17 protein-coding genes and 1 tRNA gene are annotated in these 20680 nt (G+C 65.7%); 12 read left to right on the forward strand and 6 right to left on the reverse strand.

Translation table 11 applies throughout. The annotated features are described in order from the left end of the window. Positions 1-88 precede the first annotated feature (88 nt). The 3 genes from QU595_RS23160 to QU595_RS23170 are packed head-to-tail and all read left to right on the forward strand — an operon-like array spanning position 89 to position 5911. The gene (locus QU595_RS23160) at positions 89-1036 is read left to right on the forward strand and encodes a hypothetical protein (protein WP_315926358.1); all 948 of its coding nucleotides are present in this window, start codon (positions 89-91) and stop codon (positions 1034-1036) included. Then, the gene (locus tag QU595_RS23165) at positions 987-2465 is read left to right on the forward strand and encodes a DNA polymerase Y family protein (protein WP_315926501.1); all 1479 of its coding nucleotides are present in this window, start codon (positions 987-989) and stop codon (positions 2463-2465) included. The genes QU595_RS23160 and QU595_RS23165 overlap by 50 nt, the downstream gene beginning before the upstream one ends. Next, on the forward strand, positions 2462-5911 hold the full coding sequence (locus QU595_RS23170) for an error-prone DNA polymerase (RefSeq protein WP_315926360.1): 3450 nt from the start codon (positions 2462-2464) through the stop codon (positions 5909-5911). The genes QU595_RS23165 and QU595_RS23170 overlap by 4 nt, the downstream gene beginning before the upstream one ends. Before the next feature lie 77 nt (positions 5912-5988). Here the strand turns inward: QU595_RS23170 and QU595_RS23175 are convergent, their stop codons facing one another. The 4 genes from QU595_RS23175 to QU595_RS23190 all read right to left on the reverse strand — a co-directional run bounded on the left by QU595_RS23175 (position 5989) and on the right by QU595_RS23190 (position 8684). Continuing rightward, positions 5989-6201, reverse strand: a complete 213-nt coding sequence (locus QU595_RS23175) for a Trm112 family protein (protein ID WP_315926362.1) — start codon at positions 6199-6201, stop codon at positions 5989-5991. Positions 6202-6386: 185 nt separating this feature from the next. Beyond that, the gene (locus QU595_RS23180; protein WP_315926364.1) at positions 6387-7058 is read right to left on the reverse strand and encodes an LON peptidase substrate-binding domain-containing protein; all 672 of its coding nucleotides are present in this window, start codon (positions 7056-7058) and stop codon (positions 6387-6389) included. Between the two features lie 39 nt (positions 7059-7097). Next, the gene (gene trxA / locus QU595_RS23185; RefSeq protein ID WP_315926366.1) at positions 7098-8084 is read right to left on the reverse strand and encodes a thioredoxin; all 987 of its coding nucleotides are present in this window, start codon (positions 8082-8084) and stop codon (positions 7098-7100) included. 102 nt (positions 8085-8186) lie between these two features. Continuing rightward, positions 8187-8684 carry a prolyl-tRNA synthetase associated domain-containing protein gene (locus QU595_RS23190; RefSeq protein WP_315926368.1) on the reverse strand — a complete coding sequence of 166 codons (498 nt, stop codon included), beginning with the start codon at positions 8682-8684 and terminating at the stop codon, positions 8187-8189. 258 nt (positions 8685-8942) lie between these two features. Here QU595_RS23190 and QU595_RS23195 point away from each other — a divergent pair. Both QU595_RS23195 and QU595_RS23200 read left to right on the forward strand, forming a co-directional pair. Beyond that, positions 8943-9017: transfer RNA gene (locus QU595_RS23195), tRNA-Gly, on the forward strand. Between the two features lie 306 nt (positions 9018-9323). Further along, positions 9324-11192: a serine protease gene (locus QU595_RS23200; protein ID WP_315926370.1), complete on the forward strand. Its 1869-nt coding sequence runs from the start codon at positions 9324-9326 to the stop codon at positions 11190-11192. A 30-nt stretch (positions 11193-11222) separates the two neighbouring features. On the opposite strand, the gene QU595_RS23205 is transcribed toward QU595_RS23200, so the two are convergent. Further along, entirely contained in the window at positions 11223-11552 is a 330-nt protein-coding gene (locus QU595_RS23205; RefSeq protein WP_315926372.1) for a helix-turn-helix transcriptional regulator, read from the reverse strand. Between the two features lie 474 nt (positions 11553-12026). On the opposite strand from QU595_RS23205, the gene QU595_RS23210 reads away from it, so the two are divergent. Genes QU595_RS23210 through QU595_RS23240 form a run of 7 tightly spaced genes read left to right on the forward strand, consistent with a single transcriptional unit; the run spans position 12027 to position 20263 of the window. Beyond that, positions 12027-12275, forward strand: a complete 249-nt coding sequence (locus QU595_RS23210) for a hypothetical protein (RefSeq protein WP_315926374.1) — start codon at positions 12027-12029, stop codon at positions 12273-12275. Between the two features lie 11 nt (positions 12276-12286). Further along, positions 12287-12376 carry a K(+)-transporting ATPase subunit F gene (locus QU595_RS23215; RefSeq protein ID WP_315926376.1) on the forward strand — a complete coding sequence of 30 codons (90 nt, stop codon included), beginning with the start codon at positions 12287-12289 and terminating at the stop codon, positions 12374-12376. A gap of 9 nt (positions 12377-12385) precedes the next feature. After that, on the forward strand, positions 12386-14089 hold the full coding sequence (gene kdpA, locus QU595_RS23220) for a potassium-transporting ATPase subunit KdpA (protein WP_315926378.1): 1704 nt from the start codon (positions 12386-12388) through the stop codon (positions 14087-14089). Between the two features lie 17 nt (positions 14090-14106). Continuing rightward, a complete protein-coding gene (gene kdpB, locus QU595_RS23225; RefSeq protein WP_315926380.1) occupies positions 14107-16209 on the forward strand; it encodes a potassium-transporting ATPase subunit KdpB in 2103 nt (700 codons plus the stop codon). 11 nt (positions 16210-16220) lie between these two features. Continuing rightward, positions 16221-16832, forward strand: a complete 612-nt coding sequence (locus QU595_RS23230; RefSeq protein WP_315926382.1) for a K(+)-transporting ATPase subunit C — start codon at positions 16221-16223, stop codon at positions 16830-16832. Positions 16833-16856: 24 nt separating this feature from the next. Beyond that, entirely contained in the window at positions 16857-19580 is a 2724-nt protein-coding gene (locus QU595_RS23235) for a sensor histidine kinase KdpD (protein WP_315926384.1), read from the forward strand. Beyond that, on the forward strand, positions 19577-20263 hold the full coding sequence (locus QU595_RS23240) for a response regulator transcription factor (protein ID WP_315926386.1): 687 nt from the start codon (positions 19577-19579) through the stop codon (positions 20261-20263). The genes QU595_RS23235 and QU595_RS23240 overlap by 4 nt, the downstream gene beginning before the upstream one ends. A gap of 10 nt (positions 20264-20273) precedes the next feature. Here the strand turns inward: QU595_RS23240 and msrB are convergent, their stop codons facing one another. After that, positions 20274-20678 (reverse strand): peptide-methionine (R)-S-oxide reductase MsrB, encoded by a 405-nt coding sequence (msrB, locus tag QU595_RS23245; protein ID WP_315926388.1) that lies wholly within the window; start codon positions 20676-20678, stop codon positions 20274-20276. Between the last annotated feature and the right edge of the window lie 2 nt (positions 20679-20680).

Here is a 20680-nt window from a genome sequence, read left to right on the forward strand (position 1 = left end):
TAAATTCTTTTTACGACTCAGCTTGACTCTGCTGGCCGGCTCTGGAATCCATAAGAACATAACAGGAACATATGGAAGCCGGAACGCCATGGCGAGGAACGCCGCGGCGCGGGGAACCCTTTTTGCCCTGCGCCGGGAAATCGCGAGGATCGAAGGAACGCTGCCGGAACGGCTTGCGCGGCCCGAGGACGCCTGTGGCATGGTTGCCGGCGACGCCGCCCGGCTGCGCTTCGGGATCGATCGGCTGGACAGGATGCTGGGCGGAGGACTGGCGCGCGCCGCCTTGACCGAGTTCCATGGCGCGGAGACGCGTGATGCCGGCGCGGTCGCCGGACTTGCGCTGGCCCTGGCCGGTGCCCTGTTGAAGCAGCCCGGGTCGGTGGAAGCACCGGTCCTGTGGATCGGAACGGCGGAGGTCTTCCGCGAGGCGGGCGTTCCCTATGCCGCCGGCCTGCGCGAGCTTTACGGCATCGAACCGGAAAAGCTTCTGTTTTCCGAGGCGCCGAAACTTGCCGATGTGTTGTGGGTGGCGGAGGAGGCCGCGGCGCTGACGGCGCTTTCGGCCGTGGTGCTGGAGGTGCGCGGCAATTCCGAGCGGCTCGACTTGACCGCCACGCGGCGCCTGCACCGGCGGGCCCAGGCGGCCGGGCGTCCGGTCTTCCTGCTGCGGCAGGCGGCGCAGGCCGAATCCACCGCCGCGCCCGTGCGGCTTTGCGTGTCGCCGGCGCCGGCGGCGACGCGTTCGACCGTCGCGGGGCCGCTCGCGGGTTCGCTCGGCCGTCCCGCCTTCACCGTCGCCGTTGACAAATGCGCCGCCGCCATGAGCGGCCGATTCACCCTGGAATGGAACCCCGATGAGCACGAATTCACGGAAAGAAGGACAACGGATCCTGTCGCTATGGTTCCCCTATCTGGCGACGGAACGGGTGCTGCGGCAGCGCCTGGGGCGGTCGTGGCGTTCAGGGCCGCAACGGCACAAGCCGCTTCTGGTCAGCCGGCAGGAGGCCAACGCCCGCCGCGTCGCCGCGCTGGATGAGAAGGCCGAGGCGCTCGGCCTGAAGCGCGGCATGGGCATGGCCGACGCCCGCGCCATGCACCCCGGCATCGACTTCGTCGAGGCGGATGCGGCCGCCGACCGCCGCCTGCTGGAGGGGCTCGCCGACTGGTGCGACCGCTACACGCCGCTGGTGGCGCTGGACGGCGAGGACGGGCTGTTCCTCGACATCACCGGCTGCGCGGCCCTTTTCGGCGGCGAGCGGGCGATGCTGGACGATATGCTGGCGCGCTTCTTCCACCAGGGCTTCGACGTGCGCGCCGGCATCGCCTCGACCGCGGGGGCGGCCTGGGCGGCGGCGCGCTTCTGCGGCGAGCGGCTGGTGGAACGGGGTGAGGAAGAGGCCCTGCTTTCGCCGCTGCCGCTGGCGGCGCTGCGCATCGGGGCGGATGTCCGCGGCAGCCTGGAGAGCGTGGGTTTGCGCACGGCCGGCGCCGTCATGTCGGCGCCGCGCGCGCCGCTCACGCGCCGCTTCGGCAGGGAGTTGCTCATGCGCCTCGACCAGGCGCTCGGCCGCCTCGAGGAATCCATCTCGCCGCGCCTGCCCGTGCCGTCCCTTTCGGTCGAGCGGCAACTCGCGGAGCCCATCGTGCTGACCGACGATGTCGAAGCCTTGACGGGAATGCTGGCCGCGACGCTGAAACGCGATCTGGAGCGGCGCGGCGAGGGCGCGCGAAGGCTGGCGCTCGCCCTGTTCAGGGTCGACGGCGTCGTCAGCCGCATCGCCGTGGCGACGTCACGGCCCCTGCGCGAGCCAGAGCTGATCCGCAGGCTGTTCCATGAAAGGCTGGTCGCGGTCGAACAGGATTTCGATGCCGGCTACGGTTTCGACCTCGTGCGCCTGTCGGTGCTCTCGGCCGCGCCCTTCCATATCCGCCAGAACGACCTGGCCGACAAAGCGGACCGGGACGAGGACGACCTCGCCCTGTTCACGGACCGCGTGCGGGCCCGGCTCGGCGAGGGGGCGGTGCTGCGGCCCCTCGCGGTGGAAAGCCATCTGCCCGAACGCGCCATCGCCCTCAGGCCCTCCGCGGATGGGGTCGCGCAAAAACCCCTGCCGGCGGAGCGGCGGGACCGCATCCGCAATCCGCGGCCGGTGCCGCATCGCCTGCCGGAACGGCCTATCCGGCTTCTGCGGCAGCCGGAGCCGGTGGACGTGCCGGCCAGCGAAATCCCGGAAGGGCCGCCGCTCCAGTTCCGCTGGCGCCGCGCGCTCCACCGCGTCGCGCGCGCCGAAGGACCGGAACGCATCGCGCCGGAATGGTGGCGCAGCGCCGAAGCGGAACCGACGCGCGACTATTATCGCGTCGAGGACGTGGAAGGGCGACGCTACTGGCTCTACCGCCAGGGCCTTTACGATGAGGCGGACCAGCCGTCGCCGCGATGGTTCCTGCACGGGATTTTCCCATGAGCGCGCCCATTCTCCCGCCTGCGCCGGTCATAACGCCGGCCTATGTCGAATTCGGCGTGCAGTCGAATTTCTCGTTCCTGCGCGGCGCCTCGGGGCCGGAGGAACTGGTGGTTTCGGCATGCCTGCTCGGCCATGCCGGCATGGGGCTCGCCGATCGCAACACGGTGGCCGGCGTGGTGCGGGCCTGGAGCCGGTCGAAATACATTTATATCGAGAACAAGGACGAGCCGAAAAAGTCGATTGGACCCTTTCATTTGCCCTACCATCCCGGCTGCCGGTTGGTCTTCGCCGACGGCACTCCGGACGTTCTGGCCTATCCGCGCGACCGCGCGGGCTGGGGACATCTGTGCCGGCTGCTCACCCAGGCCAATATGCGCGAGGAAAGCGAAAAGGGCGCCCCGCTGCTCTATCTCGCCGACCTGCTGGAGTGGGGGGACGGCATGTCCCTGGCGGTGCTGCCCGACCTCGCTGCGCCCGCGCGGCAAACGCTCGACCTGCTCGGCCGGCTTAAAGACCGTTTCGGCAAGGCGCTCTGGCTGGCCGTCGCGCCGGACTATCGCGGCAACGACCGTTTCCGCATCGCGCAGGCGGCAGCGCTTGCCGAGGCGACAGGTATGCCGCTGATGGCCACCAACGACGTGCTCTATCACACAGCCGGGCGGCGCCCTTTGCAGGACGTGCTGACCGCGATCCGGCTCAACGTGACGGTTGCCGAAGCGGGGCTGGAGCTCGCCGCCAACGCAGAGCGGCACCTGAAGCCGGGGCAGGAGATGGCCCGGCTTTTCAAGCATCATCCCGATGCGCTGGCCGAGACGGAGCGCTTTGCCGAAACGCTTTCCTTCTCGCTTGACGAACTGAAGCACAACTATCCGGAAGAGACGACCGAGGCGGGGGTGGACCCGCAGACGGAACTGGAGCGGCTGACCTGGGAGGGGGCCAAGACCCGCTTTCCGGACGGCATACCTGAAAAGGTGCAGGGCCTGATCCGGCATGAGCTTGGCATCATAGCCGGCAAGAAATATGCGCGCTATTTCCTGACCGTCCACGATATCGTCCGCTTCGCCCGCGACAGGAAAATCCTGTGTCAGGGGCGGGGTTCGGCGGCCAATTCGGTCATCTGCTACTGCCTTCGCATCACGGAGGTCGATCCCAGCCGCTCGGAAGTGCTTTTCGAGCGCTTCGTTTCCACCGAGCGGGACGAGCCGCCCGACATCGACGTGGATTTCGAGCATGAGCGGCGCGACGAGATCATCGCCTATATCTACGAGAAATACAGCGAAAAGCGGACGGCGCTTGCCTGCGCGGTCATAAGCTATCGCGCCCGATCGGCCCTGCGCGAAGTGGCCAAGGCCATGGGGTTGTCGGACGACGTGCGGGGTGCGCTGTCCGGTTCCATATGGGGCTGGTCGTCTTCGGAGCTCGGAGCGAAGGAAGCCAAGGCCGGCGGCCTCGACAAGACGGACCTGCTGACCAGGCAGGTGCTGGCACGCGCCAACGAACTGGTCGCGACCGAATGTCCCCGCCATCTGTCGCAGCATGTCGGCGGCTTCGTCATCACCAAGGACCGGCTGGACGAGATCGTCCCCATCGTCAAGACGGCGATGGACGAGCGCAAGATGGTGGAATGGGACAAGGACGATCTCGACGCCGTCAGCATCCTCAAGGTCGACGTTCTGGCGCTCGGCATGCTGACCTGTCTGAAACGCGCCTTCGATCTGCTGGAGGATCATTACCGGGTGCGGGACGATCATGGCAGGCGTCTCGCCCTGGCGACCATTCCTTCCGAGGATTCCCGCGTCTACGACATGATCTGCCGCGCCGACACGCTGGGCGTCTTCCAGATCGAATCGCGCGCGCAGATGTCGATGCTGCCGCGCCTTCGGCCACGCAAGTTCTACGATCTCGTCATCGAGGTGGCGATCGTGCGGCCCGGCCCGATCCAGGGCGACATGGTGCATCCCTATCTGCGCCGCAGGATGGGTAAAGAAAAAATAGAATACCATAAGCCCGAGCTGGAACGGATACTGGTTCGCACGCTTGGCGTGCCGCTGTTCCAGGAGCAGGCGATGAGCATCGCGATCGAAGCCGGAGGCTTCACGCCCGGCGAGGCGGATCAGCTGCGGCGCGCAATGGCTACTTTCAGACGAAACGGAACGATCGGGAATTATCGCGACCGCATGATCGACGGCATGGTCAAAAGAGACTATCCAAGGGAGTTCGCCGAGCGCTGCTTCAAGCAGATCGAGGGTTTCGGCGAATATGGCTTTCCCGAAAGCCATGCCGCTTCCTTCGCGCTGCTGGTCTATGCCTCGTGCTGGTTCAAGACCTTCTATCCGGACGTCTTCTGCGCGGCGATCCTGAACTCCCAGCCCATGGGATTCTACAAGCCGGCCCAGCTCGTGCGCGACGCGGCCGAGCATGGCGTCGAGATCAGGCCCGTCGACATCAACCATTCCGTTTGGGATTGCGGCCTCGAAAAGGCTTCCTTCGACCCGGCCCGGATTTCGGCACGCCATGTCGAGATGCGCCGCGTGATCCGGACCATGCATGCCGTGCGCCTCGGCTTCCGCGAGGTGAAGGGGCTGCCGGAGAAGCGCATGGAGACCTTCGTGCAGCGTCGCGGCGAAGGCTACGAATCGGTGCGCGACGTCTGGCTGCGCTCCGGCCTCGACATGGACGAGATCGAGAAACTGGCCGATGCCGACGCCTTCCGTTCGATCGGCCTCGACCGCCGCGCGGCGCTGTGGGCAGTCCGCGCGCTCGATCGCAAGAGCACCGTCGGCATGCTGCCCCTGTTCGACCGGCCAGACCTTCGCCTGCCGGATCTCGAGCCCACCACCCGCCTGCCGGCCATGCGGCCCGGCGAACATATCGTGCACGATTATCGCGCGCTCGGCCTCTCGCTGAAGGCGCATCCGGTCAGCTTCCTGCGCGCGCAACTGGACCGCGACGGCATCGTGGCGAACGCGCGCCTGGCTGCGCTTGCCGACGGCACGCGCGTCGCCGTTGCCGGCCTCGTCCTGGTGCGGCAGCGGCCGGGAAAGGGCAACGCCATCTTCCTCACCCTGGAGGACGAGGAAACCATCGCCAATGTCATCTTCTGGCCGCGGGTGTTCGACCGTTACCGCGCGGTCGTGATGGGTGCGCGTTTCGTGCGCGTCACCGGCAGGCTGCAATCGGAATCGGACGTGATCCATATCGTCGCCGAGAGGATCGAGGACCTTTCGCCATGGCTGGCCACCCTGCTGGAAGAGGCTGCGCCCGCGGCGGCGGACCTGGATGCGAGGTCGACAGCAAACCGTGCGGATCGGGGGGCAGGCGGCGCGCGCGGAGCGGGAGTGCATGGCAGGATGCGCCGGCTTGGCAACCCAGGTTCCGACAGCGACCGGGAAACGCTCGCCCGCACGGCGCAAGGGGTCATGCCGAAGGGGCGCAATTTCCAGTAGCGGAACGTTTTCGCTGCGGCCGGCTGCCTGTGACGAGCCCGGCAGCCGCCATCTTGCGGCAGGCAAACTGTCTCGGGTCAGTCTTCCGCGTCCTCGGCGATGGGCCGCGCCTCGGAAGGCAGCATGATCGGAATGCCGTCGCGTATGGGATAGGCGAGTTTGGCCAGGCGAGAGACGAGCTCGTTGCGCTGCGAGTCCCATGCCAGAGGGCCCTTGGTCAAAGGGCAGGCCAGAAGCTCCAGAAGCTTCGGATCCACCGAGCCCTTGTCTTGATCGCGTCTTCCGGTCATCGGCCATCCCGCCTGCCTGGGTTCCCCTGTCTGGGTTCACCTGCCCAGGCCCATTTGTCTGCGCCCCGCTTGCCTGCATCCCCGGCTTGCCTGCGTCAATGCATAGCTGCTTTTCGCGGAACGCGGCGATGAACTCGTCGCCTTCACGCAGTCCGGGAAAAGTTTCCGCACCGGTGCCGAGTGCCTTATTGCAGGCTCGAACCGAAATCCTCGTTGGCGCGGGCCAGCGCCATCTCGGTGATCGCGATCAGCGTTTCCGCGCGGGCCTTGAGGTCGGGAGCTTCCAGCAATGCCTGTTTCTCCGCGGCGCCGTAGGGCGACATCATCGACAGCGCGTTGACGAGCATGGTGTTGTCGGCACGGCTGACGCTTTCCCAGTCGGCCTCCAGCTCGTTCGCCTCGAGATAGGCGCGGAACGTCCTGAGCAGGGCAGGCCGGTCGATCTCCGCGGCGGACGGATCCTCGGCCAGATCGGCCAGGAAGGGCGCGATCCGGCATTGCCGGAACGGCGTCTTGACGGCGAGCTCCTGCACGATGCGGAACCGGCACACGCCCTGCAACGAAATCAGGTAGCGTCCGTCGCCGGTTTCGGAGAGCGACGTGACGCGCCCCACGCAGCCGACATTGCAAAGTTCCGGCTCGTCGTCGGCCCGCATCTCGCCGTCGAACGCAGGCTGGACCATGCCGATCAGGCGGTCGCCGGCGATGGTCTGGTCGAGCATCTGCAGATAGCGCGGCTCGAATATGTTGAGCGGCATGCGGCCGCCCGGAAGCAGCAGCGCGGCGGCAAGCGGAAACACCGGTATCGTCGCGGGAAGGTCGGCCCCCTGCCGATAATGTGCGTTACCCGCCTGCATGCGTTCCTTTCCGTTCTTCCCGCGCGCCCGGCGAGGGGCTCACGAAAACAGCAGGGACGAGAGCCTGCGCCGCGCCGAAAGCGTGACCTCGTCGGTCATGCCCCAGGCTTCGAACAGCTGCAGCAATTGCGAACGCGCGGCATCGTCCTTCCAGTTACGGTCCGCCCTGACGATCGCCAGCAGGTTTTCGGCCGCCTTTTCGCGCTCGCCGGCCGCGTTCTGCGCCATGGCCAGGTCGAAGCGCGCCTGATGGTCCTTCGGGTTCTCGGCCACGCGGCGCTCCAGATCGGCCATGTCGCCGAGCGAGGCGGCCTGGTCGGCAAGCGCCATCCGGGCGCGCAGCGCGGCCAGTCCGGCGGTTTCCTTTGTCCCCTCGGGAAGGCGGGCGAGCACGGCTTCGGCGCCCTTGCGGTCGCCCGCCTCGAAGCGCAGCGCCGCCAGCCCTTCCAGGGCATCGACGGTGTCGGGCGCGTACTGCAGGACCGCCTCGTAGATGCCGGCCGCCGACTGCATGTCGCCGGCCGCGCGCGCCTCGGTTGCGGCGGCGAGCGCCTCGGCGATCTGCAGCTTGTCGTCACCGGCGCCGAGCTTCCGGATGAAGTCGTTGATCTGGCTTTCAGGCACCGCGCCCATGAAGCCGTCGATGGGCTGCCCGTCCTTGAAGGCGATGACGGCGGGGATGGACTGGATGCCGAGCTGGCCGGCGATGGCCGGATGCTCGTCGATGTTCATCTTGACCAGCTTCACGCGCCCGCCGGCGGCCTTGACCGCCTTTTCCAGCGCCGGTGCGAGTTGCTTGCACGGGCCGCACCAGGGCGCCCAGAAATCGACCAGCACCGGCTGGTGGCGCGATTCCTGGATGACGTCGGCCGCGAATTTCGCCGTCGTGGTGTCCTTGACGAGATCCGCCGCGGGCGTGTCGCCGCCCGGGCGCGCATCCGGCACCGCGCCGCCATATTGCACCGTCGTGGCGTACTGGCCGCCTTGGCCGGAAAAGGGGCCGCCAAACGGATTGTCGTCGCTCATCTTTTGTCCTTCGTGGCCGTCGCGGGCTTGGTCATGATCCAATTCTTGTGCCGGTTCGCTGGCCGCGGCAAGCGAAACCGGTCGTCCCGCCCAATGTGGCGATCATGCGGAGACTTTCAAGACGTTCGGATGATGGCCGGTCGCCTCGATGAACCTGAGCAGGTCGCCGGCGGCGATGGAGGTCGTCGCCTCGTTGGTCAGCGGGTGGCCGTTGATCACCGCGTTTTCCATCAAGGCCGCGTCGAGAATCACCTTTACCCGGTGCGCGACGTCGTTGATCAGCCCGAAGACGGTGACCGCGCCGGGGACGACGCCCAGCAGTTCCATCAGCATCTCCGGCTTGCCGAAGGAGACGCGGCTGGTTGCCCCGATGAGGTGGTGGATCTGCTTCAGGTCGACGGTCGCCTCCTCATCCACCGTGACGAGGAAGAAATTGTCCTTCTTGTCCTTCAGGAAAAGGTTCTTGGTGTGGCCGCCGGCGATCTCGCCGCGCAGGGACTGCGAATCGGCGACGGTGAACAGCGGCGCATGGCGCCGGGTCGAGGTTTGGATGCCGAGCCCGTCGAGAAAGGCGAAAAGCTCGGCTTCGGTTTTCGGCATCGTCCTCTCCGCTATGTTGCCGCAACCGTTTAGGGCCAATGTGCCGGCGAAGACAAGGCGCTCGATGGCCGCATGACGGCCGGCCCGGGATGTCCGCGCGCCGGAGCCACCTTTTTCGGCCGCCGCCGTCCATGAAGGCCCCGCCGTGCCGGCGTTTTTCGCATCTTCGAAAGAGCGTCGAAAAACGCGCGATTTCCCTGTTGCAATCGCCGCGCTCTTCGGCCATATAGGCGCGGCTTGCGGCGAGACGCCGTGTGAGCGGGTGTAGCTCAGGGGTAGAGCACAACCTTGCCAAGGTTGGGGTCGAGCGTTCGAATCGCTTCACCCGCTCCAGTTTTCCTTCGGGAATCAAGCATCGAAAAGCCGCGGTCTTCCGCGGCTTTTTCGTTTTCTGGATGGTTGGAATCGCTGTCGTTCGAAGCCGCCAAAATGGTCGCGGTTACAGCGGGGTCACCAATTCGCGGAATCGACGGAGCGTGAAATCGCGGCGTTGGCGGGTGCGCGGCGGTTCAACGGAATTCGAAGACACCCGGAAATGCCCGAACGGACACTTTTCGATCTTAAAATTCGCACCAACTCACCAATGTCATTGACGCTAATAGACTGGCTGGCCATCATCTTGAACTTGGGGAGCGTTGGATGTTCAGGTTTCGACTGCTATCGGCCATCGTATGCTTTAGTCTCGGCGGTATGGGTGCTTCTGCTGAAGTACCTAGCGGAGCCGTTGCGCGTTGGGTGGTCCTCGCCAGCAGTAAAAGTATCGACGACGCGATTGGCATCGCATCGGTATACCAATGGCGTTTTAACGATATCCGGGTGGTCAGGTCATCAAATGGCTGGCTTGCCGTCGTGGGTGGGCCTGTCCCTGTACCTAATGGAATAAAGGCGGCCAAGAAAGACCTTCTTGCCGAAGGAGGGCTACCCAAGGACTTGTTTATGTCCAACGGCGCTGAATTCCAGGAGACGATTTGGCAACCAGAGCGAACAACCTTTCCTAAATGGCAGGCAGATTCTTCGGATGCAGCGCGCTTCGAGACCTCCAGTCTACAAGTGACAGTAGACACTGTTCCCGCCGACTCCGAGATGTATTCACCACGGATAATAGGCAGAAGCAACGGGCAGGTCGTCTTCTCCTCCGTCATGTCTGCCGTCTCTACCAACAACGGTCAGTCGTCTGCAATGGCAGTTCCACTCGATCCAGCATCAAGCGCACCTGAGATCGTCTTTTCTGCGTTCTGGGGTGGCGCTCACTGTTGCACCGTAACTGAAATTTACAGTTCGGTGAACAACCATTGGACTAGGACAGAAGCCTCCACCCTCGATGGTGGGGGCTACACTTTCCAAGACATTGATCACGATGGGAGTATGGAGTTAGTCAGCTACGACAATAGCTTTTACTACGCTTTCGCTCCCTATGCGTATTCTTGGGCACCGAAAATTATCGAGCAACTGCGTGATGGAGTGCTTTCGAATCAGAGTCACAATTCCAGCTTCACCACCTACTACCGACGAGAACTTGCCGGGATGGAGCATCTCGCTCAGCAAAATGCGTCATTGTGGAATTCAAATGGCTTCTTGGCGGCGTGGGTGGCCACTAAGGCTCTTGTGGGGGAATTCGACGATGCTTGGCCCAAGATGTTGGCCTCATTCGACCGCGCGAATGATTGGCAATTACAGGTGTGCAGCCAACCAATCAATTTCTCTGATTGTCCCGATAGCGCCAAGATTAACGCCACCTTCCCTGTGGCACTGAGAGCCCATCTTCAGGAGCGAGGGTATCTCCTGGGCACTACGCAAGAGCGCACGGTGGCTGCCGCTAAGACGTCCGATTCTAGGGCTGCATCCCCGAAATCGCAGAAAAGTGATACTACATCGCAAGCGGCATCTTCTGGAACTGGCTTCTTTGTTACCACGGACGGGGAAATCATTACAAACTTCCACGTCATCGACGGATGCCAAAATCCGCTTGTGCTTCATGGCCGATCGCCATCTGTGCCTGGCGCTATCATAGCGCGGGATGAAACGAATGACCTCGCACTGCTAAAGGTCGAGAAGAAGGTTGACCAGTTTGCGCACTTCAATGTGAAGGTGAGATTGGGTGAGCCGGTCGCCGCTTTCGGCTATCCGCTCGCCTCAATTCTTTCCAGCGGAGGGAACTTTACCCTAGGAAGCGTCACTGCCTTAAGCGGCCTACGTGATGATTCCCGTTATCTACAGACATCAGCACCGGTTCAGCCGGGTAACAGCGGCGGCCCGTTGGTTGACTATTATGGCAACGTTGCCGGTATCGTGACCGGGAAGTTCAACGCATTCGCCGCGATGGTTGCTACAGGCGACATTGTACAAAACGTGAATTTCGCTATCCGTAGTTCTACCGCGGTATCTTTTCTCCTTGCGAATGGTGTCAGCGTAGCAATTGCAGACGGAGCGACCGCTCAGAATCGACTGGAGCCCCCAGACTTAGCAGATTTTGTCACAAACATGTCCGTGGCTATACGATGTGATTGACGCGCTGTTTATTTTGGATCCAATGCTTTATCAGTCCACCAACGCGCTGAGCAGCTTGCTGGCGCGAGCCAACTGATCCTCGTTCATGCGGGATAGCTGCGTCTGAATTTTTGAGAGTTGACGCGTCCGCGCGTTGTCGCTGGTCATCACTAGGCCGACGCCGAAGAATGCAACCTCGGGCACTTCAAGCATCTCGGACAGCTTCTCCACCGTGGCAAAGGACGGTGCTGCGATTCCACGTTCGATCTTGCTTATCATCTCCGAGGAAAGCTCGACCATTTCGGCAAGCTGGTCTTGCGTGAGATGCTTTGCCTTTCGATGATGGCGTAGATTCGATCCGAAAGTTGCTGCGAGCGACACACTCTACCTTCGAGTGTGAGACTCGGCGGGCAGCGCTGACCTGCGAAAGAAATCAGTTCTCCGCTCTCGCAGCATGCAGGGCGGGGCACGTGAAGCATCAATACGTCGGGGACATCAACGACTACCGGAAGTACGGGCTGCTGCGGGCGCTGTCGGCGGGCGGGTACGAACCGGGTCGGTATGTGCTGGATGCTGACGCCTGACGACGGCGTCGCGGACGTCAGCAAACTCACCTACCTTGGGCAATCTGCTCGGTATCGTCGCTTCGCTCTCGCGCTATTTGACAGCCTGGTCCAGGCAGCCTCGTAACCGGATCGCCACCGCACCCTGCGATCATGCCGCCCGTCGGATCGACGCCGGCGGAGAGGGCGGCCCCTCACTATGTCCGCAACACGGCGGTCTTTATGGAATTCCTATAAGGAAGTCCGGGCGCTCATCTCGAAAAGCTATGCCTGCGGTGGCACTTCTCATGCCGTGCGCAGCGCCGTCCCAATCCGGCCGGCGTCGCGCCAAGGTCCTGGCCGGGCAGCCTTTTTCCGCAAGGATCCGGCGGCCCCGGCCGGGCCGTTCGAACGGCGGATCGGCTCGATTTCCCTCCCCCGGGATTTTTCGATCCGCACGACGGCACTGGAGATCTTTATGCTGGACGTTCTCATGCTTGCGATCGGGCTCGTCTTCTTCGCCCTGTCCGTCGCCTACGCCTATGCCTGCGAGCGCCTGTGACGGAGGCTGCCATGGGTTTCGACTATGTGCTGGCCGCCGCCGTCGCCGCGGGGCTGCTCGTCTATCTCACCTATGCCCTGATCAAGCCCGAGCGCTTCTGAGAGGCCATCATGACCCTGACCGGCTGGATGCAGATCGTCCTGTTCTGCGCAATCGTCGTCGCGCTGGCTTCCCCGCTCGGCGCCTACATGACCCGCGTCTTCAAGGGAGAGCGGACATTCCTGTCGCCGCTGCTGGTGCCCGTGGAAAGGGTGCTGTACCGGGCCGCCGGCGTCGATGAACGGCGGGAACAGCACTGGCTTGCCTATACGTTCGCGATGCTTCTGTTCAATGTTGCCGGCTTCGTCTTTCTCTATGCGCTGCTGCGCGTCCAGGGCCTGCTGCCGCTCAATCCGGCCGGGCAGGGTGCGGTGGCGTCCGATCTTTCGTTCAACACCGCCGTCAGCTTCGTCACCAACACCAACTGGCAGAACTACGGCGGCGAAAGCACCCTGTCCTATCTCGCGCAGATGCTCGGCCTGACGCCGCAGAACTACCTGTCGGCGGCCACCGGCATCGCGTTGGCCGTGGCGCTGATCCGCGGTTTCGCGCGGCATTCGGCGCAGACGGTGGGCAATTTCTGGGTCGACGTCACGCGCTGCACGCTCTACGTGCTCATCCCCATCTGCGTGCCGCTGGCGCTGTTCCTGGTCTGGCAGGGCATGCCGCAGACGCTGGCGCCCTATGTCGAGGCGACCACGCTGGAAGGCGCGAGGCAGACCATCGCGCTCGGCCCCGTGGCCTCGCAGGTGGCCATCAAGATGCTCGGCACCAATGGCGGCGGCTTCTTCAACGCCAATGCCGCGCATCCGTTCGAGAACCCCACCGCCCTGTCCAACCTGGTGCAGATGGTCGCCATCTTCGCCATCGGCGCGGGGCTGACCAGCGTGTTCGGCCGCATGGTCGGCGACCGCCGGCAGGGCTGGGCGATCCTGGCGGCCATGGGCGTGCTGTTCGTGGCCGGCGTCGTCGTGTGTTATTGGGCCGAGGCGCATGGCAACGACGCGCTCAACGCGCTCGGCCTGGCCGGCGGCAACATGGAGGGCAAGGAGACCCGCTTCGGCATCGCCGCCTCGGCGCTGTTCGCGGTCGTCACCACAGCCGCCTCCTGCGGCGCGGTCAACGCCATGCACGATTCCTTCACGGCGCTCGGCGGCATGATCCCGCTCATCAACATGCAACTCGGCGAGATCATCGTCGGCGGCGTCGGCGCGGGGCTCTACGGCATGATGATCTTCGTCGTCATCGCCATCTTCGTCGCCGGCCTGATGGTGGGCCGCACGCCCGAATATGTCGGCAAGAAGATCGAGGCCAAGGAGGTCAAGATGGCGATGCTGGCGATCCTGGTGCTGCCGCTGATGTATCTCGGCTGGACGGCGATGGCGGTTGTCTATCCCGCCGCCGCGGCGTCGATCGCCAATGCCGGTCCGCACGGCTTCTCGGAGGTGCTCTACGCCTTCACCTCGCAGACCGCCAACAACGGCTCGGCCTTCGCGGGCCTCTCCGGCAACACGGCCTTCTACAACATCGCGGGCGCCATCGCGATGCTGGTCGGCCGGTTCTGGATGATCGTCCCGGCCATGGCCATCGCCGGTTCGCTGGCGGCCAAGAAATCGGTGCCGGCCTCGGCCGGCACATTCCCCACGACCGGCGGCCTGTTCGTCGGGCTGCTGGTCGGCGTCGTGCTGATCGTCGGTGGGCTCACTTTCTTCCCCGCGCTGGCTCTGGGGCCGATCGCCGAGCACCTGTCGATGTCCGCCGGCGCCTCGTTTTAGGATCGGGAATCATTTCCATGGAAACCGCCACAACCCGCAAGTCCATGCCGGTCACGGCCCTGCTCGATGCCAAGATCGTGGTTCCGGCCATCGGCGCATCCTTCGCCAAGCTCGACCCGCGCAAAATGGCCCGCAACCCGGTGATGTTCGTGCTGGAGGTTGTCACCGCGCTCACCACGGTCGTGCTGCTGCGCGACCTGGCAACGGGCGGGCAGAACATCTTGTTCGAGTTCCAGGTGGTGCTGTGGCTGTGGTTCACCATCCTGTTCGCCAATTTCGCCGAGGCCGTCGCCGAAGGGCGCGGCAAGGCGCAGGCGGACGCGATGCGCAGGACCCGCACGCAGACGCAGGCCAAGCTGCTGGCCGGCGAGGGGCGCGACTACCGGCTCGTGCCCGGCACCAGCCTGAAGGTCGGCGACCTGGTACTGGTCGAGGCCGGCGACACCATCCCCTCCGACGGCGAGGTGGTGGAAGGCGTCGCCTCGGTGAACGAGGCCGCCATCACCGGCGAATCCGCGCCGGTCATCCGCGAATCCGGCGGCGACCGCTCGGCGGTCACCGGCGGCACGCAGGTGCTGTCGGACGAAATCCGCGTCAGGATCACCGCCGCGCCCGGCTCGACCTTCCTCGACCGCATGATCGGGCTTGTCGAAGGCGCCGCGCGGCAGAAGACGCCGAACGAGATCGCGCTGAACATCCTGCTTGCCGGCCTCACCATCATCTTCACCTTCGCAACCGTGACGATCCCGAGCTATGCCGCCTATGCCGGCGGCAGCATCTCCGTGGTGGTGCTGGTGGCGCTGTTCGTCACCCTCATTCCCACGACCATCGGCGCGCTGCTATCGGCCATCGGCATCGCCGGCATGGACCGGCTGGTGCGCTTCAACGTGCTGGCCATGTCCGGCCGCGCGGTGGAGGCGGCCGGCGACGTCGACACGCTGCTCCTCGACAAGACGGGCACGATCACGCTGGGCAACCGGCAGGCGGCGGAATTCAGGCCGCTGCGCGGCGTCACCGAACAGGAACTGGCCGACGCCGCGCAGCTCGCCTCGCTGGCCGACGAGACGCCGGAGGGCCGCTCCATCGTGGTGCTGGCCAAGGAGAAATACGGCATTCGCGGCCGCGAACTCGGCGAACGCCACGGCAGGTTCATTCCCTTCACCGCGCAGAGCCGCATGAGCGGCATGGAGATCGACGGTTCGTGGATCCGCAAGGGCGCGGTGGATTCGGTGCTGCGCTTCCTGGAATCCCTTCCCGCGGACGGCGCAGGCGAGGGGGCGGTGCGGCCGGGCGTGACCGCCGAGGCGGCGCGCGAAATCAACGCCATCGCGGAGGAAGTGGCCACCTCCGGCGGCACGCCGCTGGCGGTTGCGCGCGACGGCAGGCTGCTCGGCGTCATCCACCTCAAGGACGTGGTGAAGGGCGGCATCCGCGAGCGTTTCGCCGAGTTGCGGCGCATGGGCATCCGCACGGTGATGATCACCGGCGACAATCCGATGACCGCGGCGGCGATCGCGGCCGAGGCCGGCGTGGACGATTTCCTGGCGCAGGCGACGCCCGAGGACAAGCTGGAGCTGATCCGCGCCGAACAGGCCAAGGGCAAGCTGGTCGCCATGTGCGGCGACGGCACCAACGACGCGCCGGCGCTGGCGCAGGCCGATGTCGGGGTGGCGATGAACACCGGCACCCAGGCCGCGCGCGAGGCCGGCAACATGGTGGACCTCGATTCCAACCCGACCAAGCTGATCGAGGTGGTGGAGATCGGCAAGCAGCTCCTGATGACGCGCGGCGCGCTGACCACCTTCTCCATCGCCAACGACGTGGCGAAATATTTCGCCATCATCCCGGCCATGTTCGTGGCCTTTTACCCGCAATTGCAGACGCTCAACGTCATGAACCTGTCGAGCCCGCAGAGCGCCATCCTGTCGGCGATCATCTTCAACGCGCTCATCATCGTGGCGCTGATCCCGCTGTCGCTGAAGGGCGTCGCCTACCGCGCCGTCGGCGCCGGCGCGCTGCTTTCCCGCAACCTGCTGGTCTACGGGCTGGGCGGCGTGATCGTCCCGTTCGTCGGCATCAAGGCCATCGACCTCGCCGTCACGGCCCTGCACCTGGCCTGAGGAGCACTATGATGCTGAAGGAACTTCGTCCCGCCCTCGTCCTTTTGGTCGCGCTCGTCGCCATCACCGGCCTTGCCTATCCGCTCGCCGTGACCGGCCTTGCCGAAGTGCTGTTCCCGAGCCAGGCGCAGGGCAGCCTGATCGGGAAGGACGGCAAAATCGTCGGCTCGGCCCTGATCGGCCAGCAATTCGCCAGCGGCCGCTATTTCCACGGCCGGCCTTCCGCCACCACCGGTGCGGACCCGTCCGATCCGTCGAAGACGGTGCCGGCGCCCTACAACGCGGCGAACTCCATGGGCTCGAACCTGGGGCCGACGAACAAGGCGCTGATCGGGCGCGTGAAGACCGATCTCGCCGCGCTCAGAAACGAGAACCCTTCGCAGCCGGTGCCGATCGATCTGGTCACGACCTCGGCCAGCGGGCTGGACCCCGACATCTCGCCGGAGGCGGCGCTGTTCCAGGTGCCGCGCGTGGCCAGGGCGCGCAACCTGCCGGAACAGCAGGTGCGCGACCTCGTCGGCCGGCATGTCGACGGGCGCGCTTTCGGTTTCCTCGGCGAGCCGCACGTCAATGTGCTGGAGCTCAATCTCGCGCTGGACGAGATGGCAGCAACGGAGGAATAGTGCGGCCCGGAGAAATGTCCGCAAATGGCTGAACGGCGCCGAGATCCGGAACAACGTCCATCGCCAGAGGCCCTTCTGGAGGCCGCGCGGCGCGAGGAAACGCGCCTCGGCAAGCTGAAGATCTTCGTCGGCGCCGCGCCCGGCGTCGGCAAGACCTACGCCATGCTGCAACAGGGCCGCGCCCGCAGGCAGGACGGCTACGACATCGTCGTCGGCGTGGTGGAGACGCACGGCCGCAAGGAGACCGCCGCCCTGCTGGAAGGGCTGGAGATCGTGCCGCGCCGCAAGCTGGACTATCGCGGCCAGCAGCTCGAGGAGATGGACCTCGACGCCATCGTCGCGCGGCACCCGCAGATCGTGCTGGTGGACGAGCTTGCCCACACCAACGCGCCCGGCAGCCGCCATCCCAAGCGCTATATCGACGTGCAGGAAATCCTGAACCGCGGCATCGACGTCTACACCACCGTCAACATCCAGCACATCGAAAGCCTGAACGACGTGGTGGCGCAGATCACGCATGTGCGCGTGCGCGAAACCGTGCCGGACGCGATCTTCGACCGCGCCGACGCCGTCGAGCTGGTCGATCTCACTCCCGACGACCTGATCCAGCGGCTCAAGGAAGGCAAGGTCTATGTGCCGGGACAGGCGCGGCGGGCGCTGGAGCATTTCTTCTCGTCCGCCAACCTGACGGCGCTGCGCGAAATGGCGCTGCGGCGCACGGCCGACCGGGTGGACGAGCAGCTCCTGACCGAGATGCGGTCCCGTGCCATACAGGGTCCGTGGGCGGCGGGAGAGCGCGTGCTGATCTGCGTCAGCGAGGACCCGCGCGCACCGGCGCTGGTGCGCTACGGCAAGCGGCTCGCGGACCGCCTGCACGGGCCGTTCACGGCGCTGGCGGTGGAGGGCAGCCGCAGCCTGCAATTGAGCGAACAGCAGCGCGACCGGATCGCCGACACGCTGAGGCTGGCGCAGAGCCTCGGCGGCGAGGCGGTCACCATTCCCGGCGGCGACAGGCGCATCGCCGACGACGTGATCCATTACGCGCAGACCAACAACGTCACCCATATCGTGGTCGGAAAGTCGCTGCGCTCGCGCTGGTTCGAGATCCTGCACGGCTCGGTGGTGCACGATCTCGTGCGGCGCTCCGGCAACATCAGCGTGCATGTCGTGGCCGGAGAGGAGACGCTGGAAAAGGCTTCCGCCCGGGAACAGGCGCGGCAGGGCGCTCGTGCCGGCCTCGCCAACCCGCGGCCCTATGCCGTCGCGCTCGCGGCGGTCGCGGGTGCGCTGGGCTTCAGCAGGCTGATGCTGCCGCTGGTCGGGGTGGAGACAGTGGACCTGATCTTCATGACGGCCATCGTGGCCGTGGCGGTGCGCTTCGGCCTGTGGCCTTCGCTGCTCGCCAGCGTGGCGGCTTCGCTGTGCTACAATTTCTTCTTCATGCAGCCGATCTTCACCTTCTCGATCTCCGACCCGAAGAACATCGCCGCCTTCGCCTTCTTCATCGTGGTGGCCGGCGTGGTTTCCAACCTCGCCGGCCGCGTCCGCGCGCAGGCGGTGGTGGCGGCGGCCCGCGCCCGCACCACCGAATCCCTCTATACGTTCAGCCGCAAGCTGGCCGGCGTCGGCACGCTCGACGACGTGCTGTGGGCCACAGCCTACCAGACCGCGCTGATGCTGAAGGTGCGCGTCGTGCTGCTGCTGCCGGAGGAAGGCGCCATCGCCATCAAGGCAGGCTATCCGCCGGAGGACATGCTGGACGAAGCCGACCTCGCTGCCGCCAACTGGGCCTGGCAGAACGACCGGCCCGCGGGGCGCGGCTCCGACACGCTGCCCGGCGCCAAACGCCTGTTCCTGCCCATGCGCACCGGGCGCGGCGCCATCGGCGTGGTCGGCATCGACGCCGACAGGCAGGGCCCGCTGCTGACGCCGGACCAGCGCCGCCTGCTCGACGCGCTGATCGATCAGAGCGCGCTGGCCATCGAGCGCGTCCATCTGGTCGAGGACATGGACCGGGTGAAGCGCACTGTCGAGACCGACCGCCTGCGCTCGGCGCTGCTGACCTCGATCTCGCACGACCTGAAGACGCCGCTCGCGGCCGTGCTCGGCTCGGCCGGCACGCTGCGGGACCTGGCCGGGAATTTGAGCGAGGCCGAGAAGGCGGAACTTCTGGGAACCATCATCGACGAGGCCGAGCGGCTCAACCGCTTCATCGCCAATTTGCTCGACATGACCCGGATCGAGTCCGGCGCGATCGGCCCGAAGCTGACGCCGCACGATCTCGGCGAGATCGTCGACACCGCCCTGCGGCGGGCGGGCAAGATACTGGCCGGACATGAGATCGACCTGCAGCTTTCCGCGGACCTGCCGATGGTCGCGCTCGATCCGGTTCTCTTCGAACAGGCCCTTTTCAACCTGCTCGACAACGCCGCGAAATACGCGCCGGCCGGCACGACCGTGCGGCTCCATGGCTGGCGCGACGGCGAAAGCGTCTATCTGCAGGTGGCGGACGAGGGCGACGGCATCCCGCCGGACGACCTCGAACATGTCTTCGACAAATTCTACCGCGCCAGGAAGGCCGACCGGGTCCGGGCCGGGACCGGGCTTGGGTTGGCCATCGCCCGCGGCTTCGTGGAGGCCATGGGCGGCACGGTGGTCGCGGCCAACCGCCCGGACCGCAACGGCGCGGTCTTCACCATCCGCCTGCCCGTGCCCGTGGGGCTGGAAGCATTGGACACCGCAGCATGAACGCACCGCTCAAGGTCCTGGTCATCGACGACGAACCGCCCATCCGAAAGCTGCTGCGGATGGGGCTGGCGACGCAGGGCTATCACATCCTCGAGGCGCCGAACGGGCGGACGGCGCTGGAACTGCTGGACCAGGAGCCGGACCTGGTGATCCTCGACCTCGGCCTGCCCGACATGCAGGGCCACGACCTGCTCAGGACGATCCGCGCGCGCAAGGAAAACGTCCCGATCGTCGTCCTGTCCAGCCGCGGCGACGAGGCCGGCAAGGTGGAGGCGCTGGACGGCGGCGCGGACGACTACATCACCAAGCCGTTCGGCATGGACGAACTGCTCGCGCGCATGCGGGCGGCGCTGCGCCACCAGCTCCAGATCCAGGGCGAGCGCCCGGTCTTCCGCACCGGCGGGCTCTCGGTCGATCTGGTGCGGCGCATCGTCAAGGTCGGCGAGGAGGAGGTGAAGCTGTCGCCGAAGGAATACGAACTGCTGCGCGTGCTGGTGCAGCATGCCGGCAAGGTGCTGACCCACCGCTTCCTGCTGGGCCAGCTCTGGGACGAGCTGACCGACGCGCAATATCTGCGCGTCTACGTGCGCCAGCTCAGGCAGAAGATCGAGCGCGACCCCGAGCGGCCGCAATATGTGCTGACCGAAACCGGCATCGGCTACCGACTGCGCGCACCGGACTAGATGGGCCGGATCAGTTCGCCGGCTCGAATTTCAGCGCCACGCCGTTGATGCAGTAGCGCAGGCCGGTGGGCGGCGGGCCGTCGGGGAAGACATGGCCGAGATGGCTGCCGCAGGTGGCGCAGTGCACCTCCGTGCGCAGCATGCCGTAGCTGCGGTCCTCGGTGGTTTCGACCGAGCCGGGCACGGGGTCGTTGAAGCTCGGCCAGCCGGTGCCGCTCTCGAATTTCAGCGACGATTCGAACAACCTGCTGCCGCAGCCGACACAGGCGAAGGCGCCGGAGCGGTGCTCGTGCAGCAGCGCGCAGCTTCCCGGCCGCTCGGTGCCGTGGCCGCGCATGACGGCGTATTGCTCTGGCGTCAGCAGCGCGCGCCATTCGGCGTCGGTGCGGGTGACGGGATAGCGATGTTCGTCCATCT

Source organism: Mesorhizobium sp. SP-1A (assembly GCF_032460275.1).
Classification (GTDB): Bacteria; Pseudomonadota; Alphaproteobacteria; order Rhizobiales; family Rhizobiaceae; genus Mesorhizobium.

What these genes read in the sequence shown, in the direction of transcription:
- QU595_RS23160 (WP_315926358.1), top strand. Translation starts at nt 89, where the DNA reads ATGGCGAGGAACGCCGCGGCGCGGGGAACCCTTTTTGCCCTGCGCCGG.
- QU595_RS23170 (WP_315926360.1), top strand. Translation starts at nt 2,462, where the DNA reads ATGAGCGCGCCCATTCTCCCGCCTGCGCCGGTCATAACGCCGGCCTAT.
- QU595_RS23175 (WP_315926362.1), bottom strand. Translation starts at nt 6,201, where the DNA reads ATGACCGGAAGACGCGATCAAGACAAGGGCTCGGTGGATCCGAAGCTT.
- QU595_RS23180 (WP_315926364.1), bottom strand. Translation starts at nt 7,058, where the DNA reads ATGCAGGCGGGTAACGCACATTATCGGCAGGGGGCCGACCTTCCCGCG.
- trxA (WP_315926366.1), bottom strand. Translation starts at nt 8,084, where the DNA reads ATGAGCGACGACAATCCGTTTGGCGGCCCCTTTTCCGGCCAAGGCGGC.
- QU595_RS23190 (WP_315926368.1), bottom strand. Translation starts at nt 8,684, where the DNA reads ATGCCGAAAACCGAAGCCGAGCTTTTCGCCTTTCTCGACGGGCTCGGC.
- QU595_RS23200 (WP_315926370.1), top strand. Translation starts at nt 9,324, where the DNA reads ATGTTCAGGTTTCGACTGCTATCGGCCATCGTATGCTTTAGTCTCGGC.
- QU595_RS23215 (WP_315926376.1), top strand. Translation starts at nt 12,287, where the DNA reads ATGGGTTTCGACTATGTGCTGGCCGCCGCCGTCGCCGCGGGGCTGCTC.
- kdpA (WP_315926378.1), top strand. Translation starts at nt 12,386, where the DNA reads ATGACCCTGACCGGCTGGATGCAGATCGTCCTGTTCTGCGCAATCGTC.
- kdpB (WP_315926380.1), top strand. Translation starts at nt 14,107, where the DNA reads ATGGAAACCGCCACAACCCGCAAGTCCATGCCGGTCACGGCCCTGCTC.
- QU595_RS23230 (WP_315926382.1), top strand. Translation starts at nt 16,221, where the DNA reads ATGCTGAAGGAACTTCGTCCCGCCCTCGTCCTTTTGGTCGCGCTCGTC.
- QU595_RS23235 (WP_315926384.1), top strand. Translation starts at nt 16,857, where the DNA reads ATGGCTGAACGGCGCCGAGATCCGGAACAACGTCCATCGCCAGAGGCC.
- QU595_RS23240 (WP_315926386.1), top strand. Translation starts at nt 19,577, where the DNA reads ATGAACGCACCGCTCAAGGTCCTGGTCATCGACGACGAACCGCCCATC.
- msrB (WP_315926388.1), bottom strand. Translation starts at nt 20,678, where the DNA reads ATGGACGAACATCGCTATCCCGTCACCCGCACCGACGCCGAATGGCGC.